Annotated in this window: 1 protein-coding gene; it reads right to left on the minus strand. The window is 50.0% G+C overall.

Features of this window, described 5'->3' with window-relative positions; translation table 11 throughout:
* Window positions 1–27 precede the first annotated feature (27 nt).
* On the minus strand, window positions 28–246 hold a 219-nt coding region (locus LKE08_RS00075), incomplete at its 5' end, for an HNH endonuclease signature motif containing protein (RefSeq protein WP_324702160.1).

Consider the following 246-nt stretch of genomic DNA (forward strand, 5'->3'; position numbering starts at 1 on the left):
TTCAGAACCGTGCATGAGATTTTCACCTCACACGGCTCCTAGTTCAGCCGTCTCGTTGTCATGAGTACGACTCTTGCTTTGACTGCCATCTATGGCAGTTTTGGCATCGTGACAGTGGCGGTGCAGCAGTTGAAGGTTTTTGTAATCATCCTTTCCGCCTAGGCATCTCGGGATGATATGGTCGGTCTCCAATTGGTCTTCGATGGTGAAGTGCTGTCCGCACCATTTGCATTTGCCTTTCTGGTC

This window comes from Lyngbya sp. CCY1209 (genome assembly GCF_035615495.1).
Classification (GTDB): Bacteria; Cyanobacteriota; Cyanobacteriia; order Cyanobacteriales; family Microcoleaceae; genus Limnospira.